This is a genomic window from Bradyrhizobium sp. LeoA1Lang, assembly GCF_055413685.1.
In genome coordinates this window covers 1-17,786 of sequence record NZ_JBVAPG010000161.1, presented here as the reverse complement: position 1 = coordinate 17,786, position 17,786 = coordinate 1, and the positions used below count along the sequence as shown (strand labels likewise).

At 65.3% G+C, this 17,786-nt stretch carries 14 protein-coding genes; 4 read left to right on the top strand and 10 right to left on the bottom strand.

What is annotated here, in order from left to right; genetic code table 11:
- Positions 1-222 precede the first annotated feature (222 nt).
- From ACZYOF_RS35245 to ubiE, 8 genes are all read right to left on the bottom strand, one after another.
- Positions 223-945: a nucleotidyltransferase family protein gene (locus ACZYOF_RS35245; RefSeq protein ID WP_463718639.1), complete on the bottom strand. Its 723-nt coding sequence runs from the start codon at positions 943-945 to the stop codon at positions 223-225.
- A 241-nt stretch (positions 946-1,186) separates the two neighbouring features.
- Entirely contained in the window at positions 1,187-1,513 is a 327-nt protein-coding gene (locus ACZYOF_RS35240; protein ID WP_282528715.1) for a PilZ domain-containing protein, read from the bottom strand.
- Between the two features lie 76 nt (positions 1,514-1,589).
- Positions 1,590-3,113 (bottom strand): tRNA (adenosine(37)-N6)-threonylcarbamoyltransferase complex ATPase subunit type 1 TsaE, encoded by a 1,524-nt coding sequence (tsaE, locus tag ACZYOF_RS35235; RefSeq protein ID WP_463718638.1) that lies wholly within the window; start codon positions 3,111-3,113, stop codon positions 1,590-1,592.
- Positions 3,110-5,629, bottom strand: coding sequence for a PAS domain-containing sensor histidine kinase (locus tag ACZYOF_RS35230; protein ID WP_463718637.1), 2,520 nt, complete (start codon positions 5,627-5,629; stop codon positions 3,110-3,112). The genes tsaE and ACZYOF_RS35230 overlap by 4 nt, the downstream gene beginning before the upstream one ends.
- Before the next feature lie 302 nt (positions 5,630-5,931).
- Positions 5,932-6,390 (bottom strand): dUTP diphosphatase, encoded by a 459-nt coding sequence (gene dut, locus ACZYOF_RS35225; RefSeq protein WP_463718636.1) that lies wholly within the window; start codon positions 6,388-6,390, stop codon positions 5,932-5,934.
- Complete coding sequence (gene coaBC, locus ACZYOF_RS35220) at positions 6,387-7,799, bottom strand: bifunctional phosphopantothenoylcysteine decarboxylase/phosphopantothenate--cysteine ligase CoaBC (RefSeq protein WP_463718635.1); 1,413 nt, start codon at positions 7,797-7,799, stop codon at positions 6,387-6,389. The genes dut and coaBC overlap by 4 nt, the downstream gene beginning before the upstream one ends.
- Before the next feature lie 52 nt (positions 7,800-7,851).
- Positions 7,852-9,426 (bottom strand): 2-polyprenylphenol 6-hydroxylase, encoded by a 1,575-nt coding sequence (gene ubiB, locus ACZYOF_RS35215; RefSeq protein ID WP_130582852.1) that lies wholly within the window; start codon positions 9,424-9,426, stop codon positions 7,852-7,854.
- Positions 9,423-10,184: a bifunctional demethylmenaquinone methyltransferase/2-methoxy-6-polyprenyl-1,4-benzoquinol methylase UbiE gene (gene ubiE / locus ACZYOF_RS35210; protein WP_282528709.1), complete on the bottom strand. Its 762-nt coding sequence runs from the start codon at positions 10,182-10,184 to the stop codon at positions 9,423-9,425. The genes ubiB and ubiE overlap by 4 nt, the downstream gene beginning before the upstream one ends.
- Before the next feature lie 191 nt (positions 10,185-10,375).
- Here ubiE and mutM point away from each other — a divergent pair, with 191 nt between their 5' ends.
- Both mutM and ggt read left to right on the top strand, forming a co-directional pair.
- Positions 10,376-11,281: a bifunctional DNA-formamidopyrimidine glycosylase/DNA-(apurinic or apyrimidinic site) lyase gene (gene mutM / locus ACZYOF_RS35205; protein ID WP_463718634.1), complete on the top strand. Its 906-nt coding sequence runs from the start codon at positions 10,376-10,378 to the stop codon at positions 11,279-11,281.
- 23 nt (positions 11,282-11,304) lie between these two features.
- The gene (gene ggt / locus ACZYOF_RS35200; protein ID WP_463701834.1) at positions 11,305-12,984 is read left to right on the top strand and encodes a gamma-glutamyltransferase; all 1,680 of its coding nucleotides are present in this window, start codon (positions 11,305-11,307) and stop codon (positions 12,982-12,984) included.
- 195 nt (positions 12,985-13,179) lie between these two features.
- Here ggt and ACZYOF_RS35195 read toward each other — a convergent pair whose 3' ends face one another.
- Positions 13,180-14,535, bottom strand: a complete 1,356-nt coding sequence (locus ACZYOF_RS35195; protein WP_463718633.1) for a serine protease — start codon at positions 14,533-14,535, stop codon at positions 13,180-13,182.
- 224 nt (positions 14,536-14,759) lie between these two features.
- On the opposite strand from ACZYOF_RS35195, the gene ACZYOF_RS35190 reads away from it, so the two are divergent.
- Positions 14,760-15,563, top strand: coding sequence for a HesA/MoeB/ThiF family protein (locus tag ACZYOF_RS35190; RefSeq protein ID WP_463718632.1), 804 nt, complete (start codon positions 14,760-14,762; stop codon positions 15,561-15,563).
- Between the two features lie 9 nt (positions 15,564-15,572).
- On the opposite strand, the gene ACZYOF_RS35185 is transcribed toward ACZYOF_RS35190, so the two are convergent.
- Positions 15,573-16,580 (bottom strand): aldo/keto reductase, encoded by a 1,008-nt coding sequence (locus ACZYOF_RS35185; RefSeq protein WP_130582847.1) that lies wholly within the window; start codon positions 16,578-16,580, stop codon positions 15,573-15,575.
- Between the two features lie 116 nt (positions 16,581-16,696).
- Here ACZYOF_RS35185 and ACZYOF_RS35180 point away from each other — a divergent pair, with 116 nt between their 5' ends.
- A complete protein-coding gene (locus ACZYOF_RS35180) occupies positions 16,697-17,614 on the top strand; it encodes a LysR family transcriptional regulator (RefSeq protein WP_282528704.1) in 918 nt (305 codons plus the stop codon).
- Positions 17,615-17,786 lie beyond the last annotated feature (172 nt).

Sequence of the window (17,786 nt, the reverse complement as noted above, 5' to 3'; positions counted from 1 at the left end):
ATATGCTTCGACGTATCCATTCCAATGCGGATAATCTGCGTCACGGACGGCTCCCTCGTTTGAGATTTCGACAACCTCATTCTGGCACAACTGATGCCGTAGGGGGCCGTCCACCCCATCAACCACAAATGTAGGTATTACGCAGGCCGAGGCCACTATCCCGTCCACGACCAACACCGGTGGTGATGGGTCCCGGCCTCCGCCGGGACGACGAATAGAGGATTAAGCTACGCTTTCCAAAAATGCTTCTTCCGCGGCTTGCACGGCGTCGGGGGTTCCGACATGCATCCAGACACCGTCGAGCCTGAGCCCGAACAGTCGTTCCTGCTCGTTGGCACGGTCGAACAGCTTGGTCAGCGAGAACTCGCCCGTGGGGGCGTCCGCAAAGATCGACGGCGACATGATCGCGGCGCCGGCATAGACGAACGGCACCACCTGCTGCTCCCGCCGCTTGCGCAGCGCGCCGTCCGGCAGCATGGAATAGTCGCCGCGACCGCCATAGCCGATGCTGTTCGCGGTCGGCGCCATCAAGAGCAGGATATCCATCTTCGCGGGGTCGAAGGTCTCCGCGAGCCGCGCCAGGTTTGGCCGCACGCCGTCGATCCACATCGTGTCGGCGTTGACGTGAAAGAACGGCTCAGGCCCGAGCAGCGGCAACGCCTTCACGACCGCGCCACCGGTGCCCAGCACCTTGTCACGCTCGTCCGAGATGATCACACGCGGCTGCTTCCGCGCCTTGACGTGCTCGATGATCTGGTCCGGCAGATAGTGCACATTGACCACGGCCTCGCTCACGCCGGCAGCGGCAAGCTTGTCCAGGACGTGATCGAGCAACGGCTGGCCCGCCACGCTCACCAGCGGCTTCGGCATATGGTCGGTCAAGGGCCGCATGCGCAGGCCGAGACCGGCAGCGAGGACCATGGCTTTATGGGGGGTGACGGACATTCTTCCGGGCTCTCGAACCGTTCAAATCGTGACGCGCGCCATCCTATCACGCCGATTTGGGGCGCGCATAAGATCGACGCGATAGTCGCCGGACATGACGGCCGTGCGACGGGGAAGAAAACGTCCTAGATCATGATCCGATTAGACGGAATCGGATCATGATCTCATCTCTTTGTTTGAGCATGATCTTTTCGGAAAACCGGTTTCCACTTTTCCGGATCATGCTCTAAAACAACAGTCTTCAGGCGTCGGCGGGTTGCGAGCCGCGCTTGGCCGCCTTCTTCTTTTTGTCGCCCTGTTTGAGGAAATTGACCCCGATCTGGTCGCCATTGACCCAGGACAATTCACAGCGGCGATAGGCAAGCCCGGTCGATGACAACAGCAGGAAGAACTCCTTCAGGTGCAGGCCCTCCACCGAGCCCTCGACGGTCAGCTTGGCGCCGGTCTCGGAAACATCCTCCATGGTGCAGTCGCGTCGCCACGTGCCGTCGATCCCCATCATGTGCGCGGGAATGCCGCGTTCGAAGGTGACACGCTCGCCGCGGCGCCGTTCTGTCTTCATCGCCAAACTCAACCGTTAACCAAGCCGCTCTGCATCCGGAGCGTGTGTCACACTAGGGCGGCCCGGGCTAACAGGGGGTAAATCAGGAAACCGGCGGCGGGACGTGCGCCGCGTACCATTCGCGGAGGCTGGCCAGGGCGGGGTGGGCCAGTGAACGAGTGAGATAGGTCCAGATCCGCGGCTGGTGCTTGAGATAATGCGGCTTGCCGTCCCGCCCGTTGAGCCGCGCGAAGGTCCCGAGCAGACGCGTGTTACGCTGCGCCGACATGATCGCGTAGAGCTCGGCGAAGCTGGCCGCGTCGAAATGCTCCTCGGTGGCCCGCCGCGCCTTGATGTAGCGGGAGAGCAGCGTGAGCTCGAGCTGCTCGGGCACGTCGATCCGCGCGTCCTGCAACAGCGACACCAGATCATAGGTGGCAGGCCCGAGCACGGCGTCCTGGAAGTCGATCAGGCCCAGCCGCAGGATACCTGTACGCTCGCCAAGCCAGATCAGATTGGGCGAGTGGAAGTCGCGCAGCACCCAGGTCCGCGGCGCCGCGGCCGGCTTCTCCAGGAGCGTTCGCCACATCGCAAGAAATTCGTCGCGCAGATCCGATGCGAGGGTGATGCCGCGATCGGGCAAATACCACTCGATCATCAGCCCGATTTCGACCAGCCAGGCGTCGATATCGAAAACGGGGATGTCGTAGGTAAGCTGCGGCGTCAGCGGCAGCGCCTCCGGCAGTTTCTCCCGATGCAGGGCCGCCAGCATGTCGGTCGCGGCTTCGTAGCGCTCCGTGATCGGTGCCGGCGGATCGCCCTCGACGATGCCGTCCTTGCCGAAATCCTCGGTGATCAGGAAGCCCAGGTCGAGGTCGGAGTGGCGGATCGCGGGTGCGGAGAAGCCGCGGTCGCGCAGTCCGTTGTCGATCGCGACGAACGGCTTGACGTCCTCGGCGAGATGGACGGCGGCGCTGTAGGACTTGCCGTCATAGATCGGCGGCCCGTCGGGGCGGCGCGGCGAGTTCATCAGGATGACGCTGCCATTGTCGTCGAACAGCCGGGCGTAGGAGCGGGTCGAGGCGTCGCCTGGCATGCGCTCGCGCCGCGCGTCGATGTAGCCGGCATTCTCGAGGAATTGGCGCAGCGCCTTCAGCCGCGTGACGACGGCGGCAGCCTTGCCGTGGCCGGTGATCTCGGCAGCGCGCGCGTTCGATCCCAGTGCCGGCCGGTGACTCAGCGCAATGTCGATGCGGTCCGGCGGCAGGGCATCTGGTGCCCGCTCCGGCCATTCGATCAGCGCCACCGCGCCGTCAGGCAAAGGCGCCAGCCCGATCTCCTCGAGTTCGCTCGCGTCATTGATGCGATAGAGGTCGGCGTGAACAAGCGGGAACGCCGGCAGCTCGTAGCTTTGCGCCAGCGTAAACGTCGGGCTCGGCACTTCCAGCATATCATCGGTGGCGAGATAGCGGATCAGCGCGCGGGCCGCCGCGGTCTTGCCGGCGCCGAGATCGCCGGAGAGCGCAATGACTTCGCCGGGGCCGATCAACAGCGCGAGATCGGCCATCAGATGCGCGGTCGCGGCCTCATTGGCGAGTGCGACCGAGAATGTGCTGGTGACAATCATTCGGCGGCGTTGCGATGCGCGTTCTGGTCGACCGGGAAGACGCAGGTCACGGTCGTGCCTCTGCCGACGGTCGAATCGACGCGGACTTTGCCACCATGCAGCTCGACGAAGGAGCGCACCAGCGACAGGCCGAGGCCGGCGCCGCGGTGCCGCGAGCCGTGGGAATGGCTCTCGAACCAGTTGAACACCTTGTCCTTGACCTCAGGCGCGATGCCTGGGCCGGTGTCGGTCACTGCGAACACGACACTGTGCTCGGCGCGTCGCGCAGAGATCGTGACCATCCCATCATGCGGGGAGAAACCGACGGCGTTGGCGAGCAGGTTATAGAGCACCTGCACCACGCGTCGTTCATCGCCGATGAATTCGCCGATATTGGGCTCGATATCGACCTTGAGCGTGATGCGGTCGGTCGCGAGCCGGTCCTGGATGCCTTCGGCCGCGGCCTCGATCGTCTTGCCGATATCGACGGAGCCAAGCTCGAGCGTCATCGCGCCGGCATCGATGGTGGCGAGATCGAGGATGTTGTTGGTGAGCGCGAGCAATGCGTTGGTCGATTTGGTGACGTAGTCGAGATATTCGGCCTGCTTCGTATTGAGCGGTCCGGTCGCGGGATCAGACAGGAAATGCGCAAAGCCGATGATGGTGGTGAGCGGCGCGCGCAGTTCGTAGGACACGTGGTGGACGAAGTCGACCTTCATCTGGTCGGCCGCTTCCAGCGCCTCGTTGCGCTCGCGCAGCGCGCGTTCGACATTCTCGGTATCGGTGATGTCCTGGAACGTCAGCATGGTCGCGCCGTCCGGCAGCGGCATGGTCATGCAATGCAGCACGCTGCCGTCCTTGCGCTCGAGCTTCAGCGCGACCTGGGCGCGGTTCTCGATCGCGGTGATCGCCTCGCGCAGCGCCCGCCAGACAATCGGATCGTCGAACAGCGGCCGGCACAGCGCTTCCACGGTCTCGATATGCGGCTGCTCGCGCAACGCGTCCGCCGGCAGCCTCCACATCTTCTCGAATACCGGGTTGAACAATTGCACGCGCCCGTTGCTGCCGAACACTGCGACCGCTTCGTTCAGATTGTCGAGGGTCTCGTGCTGGACCCGGATCAGGCCGTCGAAGCGACGCGCCAGATCGAGGCTTTCGGTGACGTTGTCGAAGAGATAGGTGACGCCGCCTTCGAGGTTCGGCGTGGTGACGACGCTGACCGCGCGGCCGTCGGGCAGGAACCAAGTGTAGCTCTCCGATTCGACCGCGCGATAGGCTTCGTGCAGCTTGGCCTTCCAGGCGCGGAAATCCGGCTGCTCCGGCAGTTTGCGGGCGGCGCGCAGCCGGTCGAGGACGCTGGAATCGTCCGGATTGCTATCGAGGAACGCCTGATCGAGGTCCCAGAGGCGGCGATAGGATTCGTTGTAGAAGGCGAGCCGGCGGTCGGCGTCGAACACGGCCACGCCGGAAGAGAGCTGGTCGAGGGTGCGGCGATGCGCTTCCGCCATCCGGGTGAGCGCGGCGCGAAGGGCGGCGACCTCGCTGGCGTCGATGGCGATGCCGGCGCTGCCGCCGGCAAGCTTCATCGCCTGGATGTCATAGATGCGCCGCTCGCCGCCGACCACGATCGGTAGTCGCGCGGCATAGGTCGAATATTCGTGCAGCGCCTTGGCCATCTCAACCCGCTGGTCGTTCTCCAGGAGTTCGAGATGGCGGTGGATCGCATCCGCGATGCTCGCGCCCTCGGTCGCCCGCAAATAGGCCGTGTTGGCATAGCGCAGGTCGTCCTGCGCATTCTTGGCCCAGATCGGCCAGGGTGCGGCGGCGGCGAAATCGCGCAGCAGCTCGGTCTCCTCCTGCAGCATCTTGTGGCGCAGATTGGCTTCGGCCAGCTCGCGACGCAAGCCGCCAAGCTCGCGCATCCGCACGATCGCCTGGCCGCCGATGGCGCGACCCATCGCCTCGATGGCGCGGCCGTTCGCGGTGGTGAGGTTGAGCAGAAAACCCTGGCCGGCCTCGCGCAGCGCGTCGACGGCGTGGTCCATCTGCAGCGCCGGTTCCGGCGGCAGCCAGGTTCCGAACGCCAGCACGCGCTGGGGCGAGTTCTGGGTCGCCTCCTGCGAGGTCAGCAATGCGATGTCACCGCTGATCTCGGGGCGGTTGTCGCCAGCCGCCCAGGAAATCAGGACCTGCGGCTCGGCAAACAGCAGCGCGCGCAGGCGATCGGATTGGGCCTGCAGATCGGCGATCTCGGCGCGCAGGCGTCCCTCGCTCCGGATAGCGCGAGCGCGTGTACGCATCAAGAGGATCGCGGCGACCACGGAAAAGCCGAGCAAGGCAACCGCGGCGGTGAAGAGGACGAATTCCTGGTGATCGAGGTCGAACCACGCCGAGATCACCGGCTCGAACAGCCAGTCGCCAGCGCGCGCCGATCCCGCGGGCAGCGCCAGCGTGGCGGCGAGCCCAAGCAGGCCGTCGCGCGCCAGTGAGGTGCACGACAGCAGGGTTCGACGCATTGCGGCGACCATGCCCGACATAATTTGCCCCAGAACGCACGACTTCGGCCCGGCGTTAGACCCCCGCCGTGCACACGAATCGTAAGAGCATATCCTCAAGCTGACTCAGCGAGTAAGAGTCCAGATCGTGAACGCAAGACACGCTGTGAAAAATGCGGGGCTCAATTCGTGCGCCAGCGCAAATTTTATCTGTATTCGAATGGCTTATCGCTCGATCAAGTGCCGTAGCCCGGGTGAAGCGTTAGCGTAACCCGGGTCCGCTCGCGGATGTGGACGCAGATGTCCCGGGTTGCGCTGCGCTCCACCCGGGCTACGGGCTCGAGCTATCTTCCCGTGGAGCCGAAACCGCCGCTGCCTCGTTCGGTGCTCGGCAGCGCGGTCACCGGAACCAACTGCGCCTGCACGACCGGTGCGATCACCATCTGCGCGATGCGCTCGCCGCGTCGGATGGAAAACGGCGCCTCGCCGTGATTGATCAGGAGGACGTTGATCTCGCCGCGATAGTCGGCGTCGATCGTACCAGGCGAATTCAACACGGTCACGCCGTGCTTGGCGGCAAGTCCGGAACGTGGCCGCACCTGCGCCTCGTAGCCGGGCGGCAGCGCGATCGTCAGCCCGGTCGGAACCATCGCGTATTTGCCGGATGCGAGCACCAGCGGCGCTTCTTCGGGCACTGCGGCCAACAGATCGAGCCCGGCGGCATCGGCGGTCTGGTAGGCCGGCAGCGGAAGACCTTCGGCATGCGGCAATTGCCTGACATCGACCTTGATCGTCGCACTCACGATTTTGTCTCCACGGCCTTCGCGATCCGGGCCACCAGTTCGGTCGCGACCTGTTCCTTGGTCATGACCGGCCAGGAATCGACGCTGATATCCTCGCCCCCACGCGTCAGCAGATGAACGGTGTTGCGGTCGCCACCCATCACGCCGGTGGCCGGTGAAACGTCGTTGGCCACGATCCAGTCGCAGCCCTTGCGGGCGATCTTTGCCTTCGCATTCTCGATCAGATCCTCGGTCTCGGCGGCGAAGCCGATCACCAGCGGCGGGCGGTTGTCCTGCAGCTTGGCGATGGTGGCGAGGATGTCGGGGTTCTCGACCAGTTGCAGCGCCGGCACGCCGGCTGCGGTCTTCTTCAGCTTCTGCTCGCCTTCATTGGCGACCCGCCAGTCGGCGACCGCGGCGGCGAAGATCGCGACATCGACCGGCAGCGCCGCTTCCACCCGGTGCAGCATGTCGCGCGCGGATTCCACAGAGATCACCGACAGGCCGGCTGGATCGGCGAGATCGACCGGCCCGGAGACCAGGACGACCTCGGCGCCGGCATCGCGCGCGGCGGCGGCGATGGCAAAGCCCTGCTTGCCCGAGGAGCGGTTGGCGATATAGCGCACCGGATCGATCGCCTCATGCGTCGGCCCTGCGGTGATCAGCACGCGCTTGCCCTGAAGCGGGCGCGGATGCGGCGGGCGAAGGATGTGTTCGGCGGCGGCGGCGATTTCGGTCGGCTCGGCCATCCGCCCGACGCCAGCTTCGCCCGCTTCCGCCATCTCGCCGGCATTGGGGCCGACGGTCAGGATGCCGTCGCGGCGGAGCTGCAGCACATTGCGGCGGGTGGCGGCGTTGTTCCACATCAGCGGATTCATCGCCGGGGCCAGCAGGATCGGGCGGTTGGCGGCGAGCAGGATGGCGGAGGCGAGATCGTCGGCATGGCCATGCGTCATCTTGGCCATCAGATCCGCGGTCGCTGGCGCCACCACGATCAGGTCGCACTCGCGCGCCAGGCGGATATGGCCGGCATCGAATTCGCTCTCGGCATCGAACAGGTCGGTATAGACGCGCTCATGCGACAGGGCGCTGGCCGCAAGCGGCGTGACGAATTGCTGCGCCGCCTTGGTCAGCACACAGCGGACCTGAATATGGCGCTCCTTGAGCCGTCGAATCAGGTCCAGCGCCTTGTAGGCGGCAATGCCGCCGCCGATGATCAGGGTGACCCGGGCGAGGCCATTGACCGATGCCACGGCGGCCTGCGGGCGCGACGCGGGAGCTGCGAGCGGGACCTCGGAGGGCTGCCCCGCAACCACCTCGCCCAAGATGACCCGCACCTCATCCTCGACCGAGCGCCCGTTACGGGCGGCGCGCAGGCGCAGTTCGTCTCGGACGGCGTCATCGAGCTTGCGAATAGTCAGATTGGCCATGGCCGCACCATCGATTTGACAGCAACGCTAGCATTGTCCGCTATCATTGCAATCAGAGATTCCGGACCGCAATCAGGATTCCGATGAAAGTGGCCGCGATGATCCAGAGCGCGACGGTCCGCCAGCGGTTCTTGCGGCCCTCGGTCTGTCCCATCGCCGCGATCGTCTGCGGGGACAGCGTGACGCCCTCGCGCGTCATCTTCTCCAGACTACCCAGCACCGCCACTGCGCGCGAGGCGATGTCGGGCAGATGCGCCAGCACGCGGGCGAGTTCGCCGGCCCCTGACATCGCGCCCTGGATGCGCCCGACCGGTCCGAGATTGCGCTCGATCCATTCGCGCACCACGGGATCGGCGATCTTCCAGATGTCGAGCTTGGGGTCGAAGCCGCGCGCCACGCCTTCGACCACCACCATGGTCTTCTGCAGCAGGATCAATTCGGGGCGCGTCTGCATGTCGAACAGGCCGGTGACCTCGAGCAACAGCGTCAACAGCCGCGCCATCGAGATTTCCTCGGCGGTGCGGTTGTGGATCGGCTCGCCGATGGCGCGGATGGCTTGCGCGAAATTCTCCACCGAGTGATGCCCGGGCACGTAGCCGGCCTCGAAATGCACCTCGGCGACGCGGCGATAGTCGCGGGTGATGAAGCCGAGCAGGATCTCGGCGAGGAAGCGCCGCTCCTTCTGCTCGAGCCGGCCCATGATGCCGAAATCGACCGCCACCAGCCGGCCGGTATCATCGAGGAACAGATTGCCGGGATGCATGTCGGCGTGGAAGAAGCCATCGCGCAGCGCGTGGCGCAGGAAGCTCTGGATCACCTTGCGGCCGAGATCGGGCAGGTCGACCTCGGCTTGCTCCAGCCTGATACGGTCGTTCAGCGGGATGCCGTCGATCCATTCCATCGTCAGCACGTTATGGGTGGTGCGGTCCCAGTCCACTGCCGGCACGCGGAAATCCGGATCGTCGTTGGTGTTTTCCGCCATCTCGGAGAGGGCGGCGGCCTCCAGCCGCAGGTCCATCTCCATCGCGACCGAGCGCGACATCGTGTTGATGACCTCGACCAGCCGCAATCGCCGCGCTTCGGCCGAATGCGCTTCCGCCTTGTGTGCGACGAAGAAGAAATCGGAGAGGTCGCGGCGGAAGCGGGAGGCGACGTTCGGCCGCAACACCTTCACGGCCACCTGCCGGCGCACGCCATTACGCTCGATCTCGCCGCGGTGCACCTGCGCGATCGAGGCGGCGGCGACCGGGGGCCCGAGGCTCGCGAAAGCCTGCGCCAACGGGCGTTCCAGCGATTGCGCGATCACGGCTTCCGCTTCGGTCTGGGAGAATGGCGGCAGCCGGTCCTGCAGGCTCTCCAGATCCTTGGCCATCACCACGCCGACCACGTCGGGTCTTGTGGCAAGGAACTGGCCGAGCTTGAGATAGGCCGGCCCAAGCCGCGTCAGCGCGCGCGACAGCCTGGGTCCGGACTTGGCGCCGGGCCGTTCGATCAGGCGGGCCAGCCGCAGCAGAAGCTGCCCCGGTGGCGGCACAAGGGCCGGATCGACGACGCCGAACACGCCCTCGCGTGCGAAGACGTAGGCGGCGCGGGCGAGGCGCGCGATGTGTGTTGTTGCAGAGATCACAAACGCCAGCCCGAATGCAGCGCCACGATGCCGCCCGAGAGAATTTCCCATTTCACGCGCGCAAAGCCGGCGGCAGTGATCATCTCGGCAAAGGCGCTGGGCCGTGGAAACTTGCGGATCGATTCGACGAGATACTGATAGGACTCGGCATCGCCGGTCACGGCGCGGCCGAGCGGCGGGATCACCCTGAACGAGAACAGGTCATAAAGCCGGTCGAGGCCGGGCACGTCGACGGTGGAAAATTCAAGACAGAGGAATCGGCTGCCGGGCCGCAGCACGCGATGGGCCTCGCGCAGCGCGACATCGATCCGCGGCACGTTGCGGATGCCGAATGCGATCGTGTAGGCGTCGAACGAACGGTCCGGAAAGCTCAGCGCCTCGGCATTGCCGGCGACGAAGGAGACCCGGTCGTCGAGATGCTGGGCGCGGGCGCGGTTGCGGCCAACCTCGAGCATGTCGGCATTGATGTCGCAGACGGTGGCGCGGAAACCGGGACCGCCCGCTTTCGCCGCGCGGAACGCGATATCGCCAGTGCCGCCCGCGACATCGAGCAGCGCGAACGGCGCCTCGCTCTTCGGCGGATTGAGCTGGGTGATCATGATGTCCTTCCAGACCCGGTGCAGGCCGATCGACATCAGATCGTTCATCAAGTCATAACGCGACGCTACGCTGTGGAACACCTCGTTCACCAGCGTCTGCTTCTCGCCCAGGGGAACGTCCCTGTAGCCGAAATGGGTGGTTTGGTCCCGCCGATCCATCAACGCACTACCTTAAGGAGCGACCATAGCGCGCCCGCCGCAATGGCGCTATCACGTCAGCACCGCCGCGCACAATCCACCAAACTGGTTGCGGTCTGGCGGATTGTTCGCAAATTGTTAATTTGGCGCGCGGTCGGGCGCAAAACCCCTTACACTTTTTGCCGATCGTGCCCCGTGTGAATGACATTTCCATGCCCGAACTCCCCGAAGTCGAGACCGTCCGCCGCGGCTTGCAGCCGTCCATGGAGGGCGCGAGAATCCTGAAAGCGGAAGCCCGCCGCAAGGACCTGCGGTTTCCCTTTCAGAAAGATTTTGTCGCACGGCTGGAGGGACAGACCGTCGCGGGTCTCGGCCGCCGCGCGAAATATCTGATGGCGGACCTGACCTCGGGCGACGTGCTCTTGATGCATCTGGGCATGTCCGGCTCGTTCCGCGTGCTCAAGGACGACGACAAGATCGCGCCGGGTCATTTTCATTATGAGCGGAATCAGGACCGCGCACACGATCATGTGATCTTCCACATGTCGTCGGGGGCCGCGATCATCTTCAACGATCCGCGCCGCTTCGGCTACATGAAGGTGATCGCGCGCAACGCAATCGAGGACGAGCCGTTGTTGAAGGGCCTCGGCCCCGAGCCGCTCGGCAATGAATTCGATGCCGCGATGCTGGCGCATTCCTGCGCCAACAAGAAGACCAGCCTGAAGGCGGCGCTGCTCGACCAGCGCGTGGTCGCAGGACTCGGCAATATCTATGTCTGCGAAGCGCTGTTTCGCTCGCACCTGTCGCCGCGGCGGCTGGCGGCGACGCTTGCCACGAAGGCCGGACAACGCAAGGGCGTTGCCGGGGGGGAGCCGACGGAGCATGCCAAACGATTGGTCACTGCGATCCACGATGTGCTGAACCAGGCGATCAAGGCCGGCGGCTCATCGTTGCGCGATCATCGCCAGACCAATGGCGAGCTCGGCTATTTCCAGCATTCGTTTCAGGTCTATGATCGCGAAGGCGAGAAGTGCCCGACCCCAGGCTGCGGCGGCACCGTGAAACGCTTCACCCAGAACGGCCGTTCGACCTTCTGGTGCCCGAAATGCCAGAAATAACCAACAACAAGGGGAGCGACGTCATGAGCGACAATTGGCGCGATCGCGCGGCGACAAGTTTCGAATGCGAGAAGCAACCAGCCATCTCCAGCCGCGGCATGGTGGTCAGCAATCATCCGCTGGCCTCAAGCGCGGGCGCCGAGATGCTGGCCGCTGGCGGCAATGCCATCGATGCGGCGATCGCGACATTGTTCACGCTGACTGTGGTCGAGCCGATGATGGTCGGCATCATCGGCGGCGGCATGGCGCATATCCGCCTCGCCGACGGCACGCACCGCTTCATCGACGGCCAGAGCACCGTGCCGCTCGCGGTCCGGCCCGACACTTACAGTTCGAAGCCGGGTTCGGCGCACGATGTGTTCGACACCCTCGGCGATGAGAATTGCGTGGGCCCGAAGGCGGTTGCAGTGCCGGGTTCGCTGATGGCCTGGTGCGAGACGCTGCGGCGTTTCGGCACCATGAGCCTTGCCGATGTCATGCAGCCCGCGATCAAGCATGCCGCCCGCGGCTATGCCGTGACGCCTTACCTGCACGAATGCATCCGCGAGAGCGCTGCCGACATGCTGAAGGACAAGCCGATTTCGGCGATCTACCTTCCGAACGGCGAACCGCTGAAGATCGGCGAACGCGTGGTGCAGGCCGAATACGCGGAGACCCTGCGGTATATCGCCGAGCATGGTGAAGCCGCGTTCTATCAGGGCTCGCTCGGCGATATCCTTGTCGATTACATGGAGAAGAACGGCGGATATATTCGCCGCGCCGATCTCGCAGCCTACAAGACCGTCGAGCGCCAGCCGATCCGCGCCGATTATCGCGGCTGGGCCATCCTGGGACCACCGCCGCCGGCGGCGTCAGGCGTGCATATCGCGGAGATGCTGAATATCCTCGAAGGCTACGACATCGCGAGCCTCGGTTTCGGCACCGCCGAGACGATCCACTATCTCGCCGAAGTGCTGAAGATCGCCTTTGCCGACCGTGCGGCGGCGAGCGGCGATCCCGCCTATGTCAACGTGCCCGTCGAGCGGCTGACGTCGAAAGCCTATGCCGAGGAGCGCCGCCGTGCGATCGATCCCAATCGGGCGCAGGCCTGGGGTGCGGGCGTTGCGCAGCTCGAAGGTGCGCATACCACGCATCTGACCGCGGCGGATGCGTTCGGCAACGTGGTCGCGACCACCCAGACCATCAACAATCTATTCGGCGCGAAGATCCTGATCCCGGGCTTAGGTGCCATCGCGAACAATTACATGCATCTGTTCGATCCGCGTCCCGGCCACGCGCTGTCGCTGGCAGCGGGCAAGCGCGTCACCACTTCGATGTCGCCGATGATGGCTTTGCGCGACGGCAAGCTGAAGTATGCGCTGGGCCTGCCCGGGGGAAAACGCATCTTCCCCAGCGCCATGCAGGCGCTGATCAACCTGATCGACCACGGCATGAGCCTGCAGGAAGCGGTCGAGGCGCCGCGGGTGTGGACCGAGGGCAATGCGCTCGAAGTCGAGCTCGCCGTTCCCGAGAGCGTGCGCGAGAAACTCGCGAGTCTGGGTCACACGGTTGCGCCGGTATCCTCCGTCGCCGGCGGCATGAACGCGATCCAGTTTGAAGAGGATGGTTGTATGCAAGGCGCCGCCTGCTGGCGCGCCGACGGCACGCCGGTCGGGATCGCCGGCGGTCTCGCGCGCGCGGGCGTGAGGTTCAGGCTGGTGTGAGGCGCTCGGTGCGCTCCCTCGCCCCGCTCTTGCGGGGGCGGGACGAGCAGAGCTCGCCCTGAGAGGGTTGGGGTGAGGGGCTGTCTCCGCGAATTCGGTGAGAGATGAGTTCGCGGAGGCAGCCCCTCACCCGGATTGCATCTTGCGATGCAATCCGGCCTCTCCCCGCGCGCGGGGAGAGGCGAAGAGCAAGTGTCACTTCCGCACGCAGATCACGCGCACCACGGCGGCTTTTGCGTCGGACGATGTGCCATTCGCAGTCACGCCATGCGCTTTCAGGAAGTCGCGCACCGTCTCGGCCGGCGCCAGCATCGCCTGCGAGGCAGGTGCCGCGTTCGCGGGGCCGGCGACGACCACCGGCTTCAGCAGCGCGAGTCCGGCGAACTTGCCGTCGGTATCGAGCGCCGCGGCGCCGGAGAAGCCGATCGCGGGCGCCGGTGTCAGCGTGACGTCGCTGCCGATAGGCGTGGCTGTCGCCTTGGCGCTGCTCACGGCGTTCCCGCCGCCCTGGTTCTGCGGATCGGCGATGCCGGTGAGGTCGAGCGCCGGCTTGGCGCCAGTGGCGCCGACATTCAGCGGCTTCAATCCTCGCGCGCCATAGATGTGCAGCAGCGCGAGATCGTGCTCCTTGTCCTCGGCGATCCGGTCGGCATTGCCGTGGCCGCCGATCGTGATCGCGATGCATTCGTCGGTGACCAGCCGGTCGGTGACGATCGCGCCGTCATCGCTGATGATTACGCCGGTGCCGTATTCCACGGTTTTGCGCGGCGGGGGACCGGCAACCTGCGGACCGGTCGGAAACGCGTTGAAGGCGCTCGACATCGCGATCACCACCGGCTCGACGGTATTTTCGGTTGCCTGGTCGTAGAGGATGGTGAGGATGCGGACTTCGTCGCCCTTGAAGGTGCCTCGGATGTAGAATTTCTTCAGCCCTTGCAGGCCCGAGAGCACGAAGAAATCCGGCTTGACGACGGTATAGTCGACGGTCCGGCCCGGTTCCTTCTTCTCGCGCTCGGCAAGTTTTGCGGTGGTCGGGCTCGCCTCTTTGCGGCGCGCCAGCACGACCTGGACCGTTCCCGTCGGCGAGGTCCATTTGGCGCCGTCGACGCCGCTTGCGAGTTGCGGAACCAGTTTGCTGGGAATGCCGAGCCGCGCTCCGGTGCCGGGCTCGGCGACGATCCGCCATCCGACGCTCTCCTGCTTGCGCCGCGCGGTTTCGGCCAGCACGCCGCGCTCCTGCGGGTTCAGCACGCCGGTGGGCTTGCCGCCGCGCGATTTCTGGAATTCTTTGATCGCATTGACCATGCGCTCGCTGACATCGCCCGTGATCGCGCCATTATACTGGCCGACCCAGGCGAGATCGGATTGCAGCGCGAGCCGGTCGGCCTGCGTCATCCCGTTGGCCGTCTCCTCGGGCTTCTGCAGCGCGGGGCGGACCGGCACGGTCGCGACCGTCTTTGGCTTGGCGCCCGCGGTCGCAGGCGGCGTCGTCTGCGCCTGCGCGGTGCCCATTGTCACGACTATCAATGTTGCCGAAAGCATCGATCTCATGACAAATCCGGGAGGTTATTGCGCGCTGGGCCGATTATGCACATCTGCTTGGTCGGCAACAACCGCACCTGGGTTCACGACTCCGACCTCATCCTGAGGAGGCCGCGAAGCGGCCGTCTCGAAGGATGGCCGCGGGCGAGACTGGGGCCTCATGGTTCGAGACGCGCTGCGCGCTCCTCACCATGAGGGTCGGGCAGGGACCGCGAGGAAGGACAAAGTCGACAATGCTGACTGCTGACGAACTCGAACGCTACGCCCGTCACATCGTGCTGCGCGAAGTCGGCGGCCCCGGGCAGGCGGCGCTGAAGGAGGCTTCGGTGTTGGTGATCGGCGCCGGCGGCCTTGGTGCGCCGGCGCAGATGTATCTGGCGGCGGCCGGCGTCGGCACGCTCGGGGTCGTCGATGACGATATCGTATCGCTCTCCAATCTGCAGCGCCAGGTCATCCATGCGACCCCGGACATCGGCAAACGCAAGGTGGACAGCGCCGCGGAGCAGATCCATGCGCTCAATCCGCATGTCAATTTCGAGGCGCATGCGGCGCGGCTCGACGCTGATAACGTGATGTCGCTGATCGGCGGCTATGATCTGGTGCTCGATGGCTCCGATAATTTCGAGACGCGCTATCTCGTCTCCGATGCCTGCTTCCTCGCCGGCAAGCCGCTGATCACGGCCGCGCTCGGCGTGTTCGACGGCTCGCTGACCACGATCCGCGCGCATGAGAAGAACGCTGCCGGCGAGTTCAACCCGACCTATCGCTGCCTGTTCCCGGAGCCGCCGCCGCCCGGCACGGTGCCGGCCTGCGCGGAAGCCGGCGTGATGGGCGCGCTCGCCGGTATCCTGGGCTCGATGATGGCGCTGGAGGCGATCCGCGAAATCGTCGGCTTCGGCGAGGGCCTGGTCGGGCGCCTGTTGATGGTGGATGCGCGCGCGATGCGCTTCGAAACCCTGCGTTACGCGCGCGATCCGGCCAATCCGCTCAACGGTGACAACCCCGTCATCACCGATCTGAGCGCGCATCGCACCTGATTGCGGTCGTTACGTTGTGGCCGGCTTCTCGCTGTCCAGATGTGCCATCTGCTCGGCGGCATAGCGCGTGCCCGAGGCGACATCCGGCGGGAAGGCTTTTGCCAGCGCCGCAAGGTGAGCCTGAGTCAGCGTGACCTTGATCGCGCCAAGTGCTTCGGTGAGACGGTTGCGGGTGCGGGCGCCGACCAGCGGCACGATCTCCTTGCCCTGCGCCGCCACCCAGGCGATTGCGACCTGTGCCGGCGTTGCGCCGATCTCGCTGGCGATCGCGCGCAGCGACTCCACGAGCGCGAGATTGGCATCGAGGTTCGCGCCCTGGAAGCGCGGCGTCATCAGCCGGTAGTCCTTGCCAACCTTGCCGCTGTCCTTCGTCCAGTGGCCGCTGATCAGGCCGCGGGACAGCACGCCATAGGCGGTGATGCCGATGCCGAGCTCGCGGCAGGTCTTGAGGATGTCGCGCTCGATGCCGCGTGCGATCAGCGAATATTCGATCTGGAGATCGACGATCGGGTGCACGGCATGCGCCCGTCGGATCGTGTCGGAGCCGACTTCGGACAGGCCGATATGCCTGATGTAGCCGGCATTCACCATCTCGGCGATGCCGCCGATCGTCTCTTCGATGGGAACGTTGGGATCGAGACGCGCGGGTCGGTAGATGTCGATGTAGTCGGTGCCGAGCCGTTGCAGCGAATAGGCAAGAAAATTCTTGATCGCGGCGGGGCGGCAATCCATCCCTGCGAATTCGCCGCCGGGACCGCGCAACGCACCGAACTTCACGCTGATCTGCGCCTTGTCGCGCGGGCGATCCTTCAGCGCTTCGCGGACCAGCATTTCATTGTGGCCCATGGCGTAGAAGTCGCCGGTGTCGAGCAGCGTGATTCCGGCATCGAGTGCTGCATGGATCGTGGCAATGCTCTCGCCGCGATCGACCGGTCCATAGACCTCCGACATGCCCATGCAGCCGAGACCAAGGGCCGAAACGGTGGGGCCGGTTGAACCGAGTTTGCGTTGTTCCATGTTGGCTCTCCTCGAAATGGCGGCTGTTTGCGCCGCGTGACGAGGGCGGATATGCGTGCTTTCTATTACGCTGATAAGCTGGACAATCCCGAATAGCTTGTTCAGTATATCGAACAATGCAGGATTTCGACCTTCGCGACCTTAAAGCCTTCCTCGCCGTGGCCCGCACGCAGAATTTTCGGCGCGCGGCGCTGGAGCAGCGCGTCTCGGTCTCCAGCCTCAGCCAGCGGCTGCGCGACATGGAGGAGCGGCTCGGCGTGCGCCTGATGAACCGCACCACGCGCAGCGTGGCGCTGACCGAAGCCGGCGAACTGTTGCTTGCGCGCGTGGGCCCTGCGATGCGCGATGTCGGCGCGGCGCTCGATCAGGTGCGCGGCTTACGCGGCGTGCCGTCAGGTCGCCTGCGCATCAATGCGCCACCGCCGGCCATCGACCTGGTGCTGGCGCCGATGGTGGCGCCGTTCCTGGCAAAATATCCGCAAGTCGATCTGGAGATCATCGCCGAGAGCGCGTTCGTCGACATCGTCGCGGAAGGGTTCGATGCCGGCGTGCGCTATGGCGAGCATCTCGCGCAGGACATGATCGCGGTATCGCTTGGGCCGCCGCAACGCTACGCAGTCGTGGCCTCGCGCGACTATGTCGCGCAGCATGGCCGGCCGACGCAGCCAAAGGACCTGCTCGACCATCCCTGTATCCGCACCCGCTTCGGCAGCGGCGCAATGTACGATTGGGAGTTCGAAAAAGCAGGACGCTTGGTCAAGGTGTCGCCGCCGGCCAAGCTGATCGCAACCTATCTCGGCCTTGCGTTGCGGGCCGTCCATGACGGTGTCGGTTATTGGGCGACGTTCGAGGGATACGTGCGCTATGGCGTCAAATCCGGCGCGCTGGTCAGCGTGCTCGACGATTGGTGCGCGCCGTTCCCGGGTCCGTTCCTCTATTATCCGAGCCGCCGCCAACCGCCGCCGGCACTCGCCGCCTTCGTGGCGTTCGTTGCCGACTGGCGCAAGCGAGAGCGGAGGAAAAAAAGCTCGTAGCCCGGATGGAGCGAAGCGCAATCCGGGGCCACTTTGTCCCCGGAAAGTGAACTGCACCCCTGTAGTGAGACAGGATAATCAGGGACAGGAGCCCGGCGCTTGAGGCGGCAGGGCGGGTTGATGGGTTAGGGCCAGGTTGCGGGGCTGCTGCGCAGCAGCCCCGCAACCTGGT